The sequence below is a fragment of the Aeromonas sp. HMWF014 genome, from assembly GCF_963878295.1.
GTDB classification, from domain to species: domain Bacteria; phylum Pseudomonadota; class Gammaproteobacteria; order Enterobacterales; family Aeromonadaceae; genus Aeromonas; species Aeromonas popoffii.
Genome location: NZ_CAWNYS010000457.1, coordinates 1 through 3104, shown reverse-complemented (window position 1 = coordinate 3104; position 3104 = coordinate 1). Strand labels below are relative to the sequence as shown.

The 3104-nt window shown below is 61.4% G+C and carries 4 protein-coding genes; all 4 read right to left on the bottom strand.

The genetic code is table 11. The annotated features are described in order from the left end of the window. On the bottom strand, positions 1-341 hold a 341-nt coding region (locus tag AAC083_RS17930), incomplete at its 3' end, for a TSUP family transporter (RefSeq protein WP_146181724.1). A 198-nt stretch (positions 342-539) separates the two neighbouring features. Further along, positions 540-1307, bottom strand: a complete 768-nt coding sequence (locus tag AAC083_RS17925; RefSeq protein WP_042034835.1) for a tRNA-uridine aminocarboxypropyltransferase — start codon at positions 1305-1307, stop codon at positions 540-542. A gap of 236 nt (positions 1308-1543) precedes the next feature. After that, positions 1544-2533: a D-alanine--D-alanine ligase gene (locus tag AAC083_RS17920; RefSeq protein ID WP_108537322.1), complete on the bottom strand. Its 990-nt coding sequence runs from the start codon at positions 2531-2533 to the stop codon at positions 1544-1546. A gap of 192 nt (positions 2534-2725) precedes the next feature. Then, positions 2726-3104: 2OG-Fe(II) oxygenase (locus tag AAC083_RS17915; protein ID WP_181364809.1), on the bottom strand; the 379-nt coding region annotated here is incomplete at its 5' end.

Genomic DNA, 3104 nt, shown 5'->3' with positions numbered 1-3104 from the left:
GCAAATGCCATCAGCAGAAAGGGCAGCAAGCGCTCCAAAATGGCGGCATCTATGGTCTGCACCGCCAGGGTGCCGATGGCGGCGCCGATGAAGGTGCAGATCACCGCAGGCCAGATCATGGTCCACTCCAGCAGCCCCTTGCGGGCAAAAAACCAGGTGGCAGAGAAGGAGCCAAAACTGCTCTGCAGCTTGTTGGTGCCCAGTACCAGCGCCGGCGGCATGCCGGTGGCCAACAGGGCCGGTACGGTCAAGAGGCCACCACCGCCGGCGATGGCATCGATAAAGCCGGCGATAAGGGCCACCCCGAACAGGGCAAGCAGGGTTAACAGTTCCAATTCCATCCATAGGCCTCGCGAGATTGGGGTGCCCGACACGGGGGCAACCCGGGTTTAACTGACTGAGTGAACGCGCCGGACAAGCAGGCGTGAACGCTATCCTAAAGGGCGCGCGTCCATGAGGCTAACGAAACAGTGGCAGCCAATTGATTCCTGATTTTCATCATTCTTGTTGGCCTCACCTTGTTTGTCCCTTCGCCGCCATCAGGCGACACTATCGACCAGCACCTCAGTGAGAACGCCGCCCCTTATCGCGGCCAACGCCTGTTGCAGCTGCACTTCATCCTCACCCGGTGCCCGGCTTACGCGACCGGCCATGTAGCGGCGGCTGAACAGATTGAACCAGAGCTGCAACGCCTGCCCTGCCTGCAGCTGACCGGCCACCTCCAGCACGCAGGCCGCCACTTCGGCGGTGCAGAGGTGCTCGTCGCAGTTGGCGACCCGCATGCCATAGGTGGAGAGCGCATCCGGCCTGACCGCCAACACCGGGAAGCCATCCAGATAAGGGCTCATGTTGAACATCTTGCGTGCCTCGGGCCAGGTACCATCCAACAGGATGAAGAGCGGCTTCTTGCCAGGGGCGAGCGTGACCTGTTCGGTCACGCGCGCCGGGTTTTTCTCACACGCGGGGAACACCACATAGGGCTGCCAGGCGGGATCGGCCAGCAGTGCCAACAGATCGGGATGGGGCTTGGTACGCGACCAGAGGAAGGCCCAGGTGGTATCCGGCAACACATCGGCGATGAGGCGACCCGTGTTGGAGGGCTTCATGGGCTCGCTGTCATACATCAGCAGGCAGAAGCCGGCCTCGGCCTTGAGCTCGGGGCGCCATTCGCAGGCGCACCAGTCGCGACGCAGCTGACAGGCATCGCAGCGTGGCACTGTGCCGCCACGGGCGAGAAAAGGACGAGTGGAGATGCTCTTGCGCCATGCGCGCAGGCGATTGACGGCGTGATCTGGGATTGGCTTCATGGGGGCGCGGCTCGGGCGGTGCACTTTTGCGGAAAAAAAGGGGGCAGATTGTAACGAGCCGTCCGCCGCGCAGCAAGGCCCCCATCCGGGACAAGCCGGGGTGTCGGCACATGGCCCTGCTCGCGGATCCCACAAGGGCACATATCTGGTTGTTCGCCCTGCAAGCCATGTGATATCGCCAACCGCGATAATGACAGAGGGGCCCGTGGGCCCCTCTGTCATTATCGGCAAGCCTGTCAGGCGGCCTTGCGCAGGATCTGCTCAAGGTAGTGGGCGAAGCTGTGACCGTGATGCTCCAGCAGTTTCGGGAACATGGAGATGGAGGTCATGCCGGGGAAGGTGTTGATTTCATTGAGCAGGATCTCGCCTTCCTCGGTCAGGAAGAAGTCGATGCGCGACAGATGGGTCAGTTTCAGCTGACGAAACGCCTTGAGGGCATACTCGTGGATCGCATCGGCCTGCGCCTGGGTCAGGCCTTCAGCCGTGAGGCTGGTCGCCGTGTGGCTGGCGCTGCTGTACTTCTCTTCATAGGTGTAGAACTTGTCCTGCGGGACACAGATCTCGCCAGGATAGGTGGCAATGAGCTCGTCACCGAACTGGTAGACAGCCACTTCCAGCTCCCGTGGCTTGACCGCTTTTTCGATCAACACCTGCTCGGAGTAACCGAAGGCATCCTTGATGCCCTGCACCAGGTCAGCTTCGTTGCTGGCGGAGTAGCAGCCCACGGAAGAACCCTGGGAGGCGGCCTTGATAAAGACCTTGCCCCACTTGGCCAGCGCAGCTTTCGCCTCGGCAAGCGCCGCTTCATTTTGCTCGGTCAGGAACAGGTACGGGGTGTTGGGGATGCCGATGGCGGAGAGCCACAGCTTGGTGCTGATCTTGTTGAAGCAGATCTTGCTCGCCTCGGCATCGCAACCGAGATAAGGCAGGCCCGCCAGTTCGAGGAAAGATTGCAGATCGCCGGTCTCACCCGGGTAGCCGTGGATGCAGGGCACCACGTAGTCCACCGGACGGGCCACGCTGTCAAACGAGAGCAGCTTGTCCAGCCCCAGCTTGCACTCGCGGCCGTCGGCACAGAGCCAGCGGTCAGCGAACATCTCGACCCGGGTCACCTCGACGCCGGGCAGGAAACCGAGTTGTTGCTCGAGGAAATTGGCGCTGCGCAGAGAGACTTCGTGCTCTGAACCACCGCCGCCGCACAGCAGCAAGACATGCATGTTCTTCATTAGATGTGATCCCTTGGGAAAAGCGGCCTCGTCATGACCATTTGATAATCCAACCGTACTGAAAAACCGGACGAAGCCAAGTGCGGGCCAGTGTAGCAAGGGAAATAAAGCCTTGTCAGCTGATGGGCCCCCCATCCCTCGGCTCTTGGCCGTAAAAATTCCCCCGAGTGTCAAAAATTGGACGAAAAGGCGTCAGCGGGGCGGATCCAGGCGTCCCACGCCGTTGCCATTGACCCGAAACCAGCCGGCGATGCTGTAACGCTCCCGATTGGCGGGCAACACCTCGTGGGGAAACTCCTCCGACAGGAACAATACCAGCCGCCCCCCCTTGGGAGAGACATCCATCAGCAACTGCTCGTCGTTGTCGTAGACCCTGAGGACACCGCCCGCCTCCGGTTGCCAGTCGTTGTTGAGATAGAAGACCGACGTAAGGCGGCGGTTGGAGCGACCGGCGAAGGCATCGCGGTGGGTGGCATAGAAATCCCCGCTGCGATAGCGGGCGAAGTGGGCTTCGTAATCGAACAGCCCCAGCATCAGCTGGCGGTTGGCGGCGAGGCGCAGGGATTCCATG

What these genes read in the sequence shown, in the direction of transcription:
- AAC083_RS17920 (WP_108537322.1), bottom strand. Translation starts at nt 2,533, where the DNA reads ATGAAGAACATGCATGTCTTGCTGCTGTGCGGCGGCGGTGGTTCAGAG.
- AAC083_RS17925 (WP_042034835.1), bottom strand. Translation starts at nt 1,307, where the DNA reads ATGAAGCCAATCCCAGATCACGCCGTCAATCGCCTGCGCGCATGGCGC.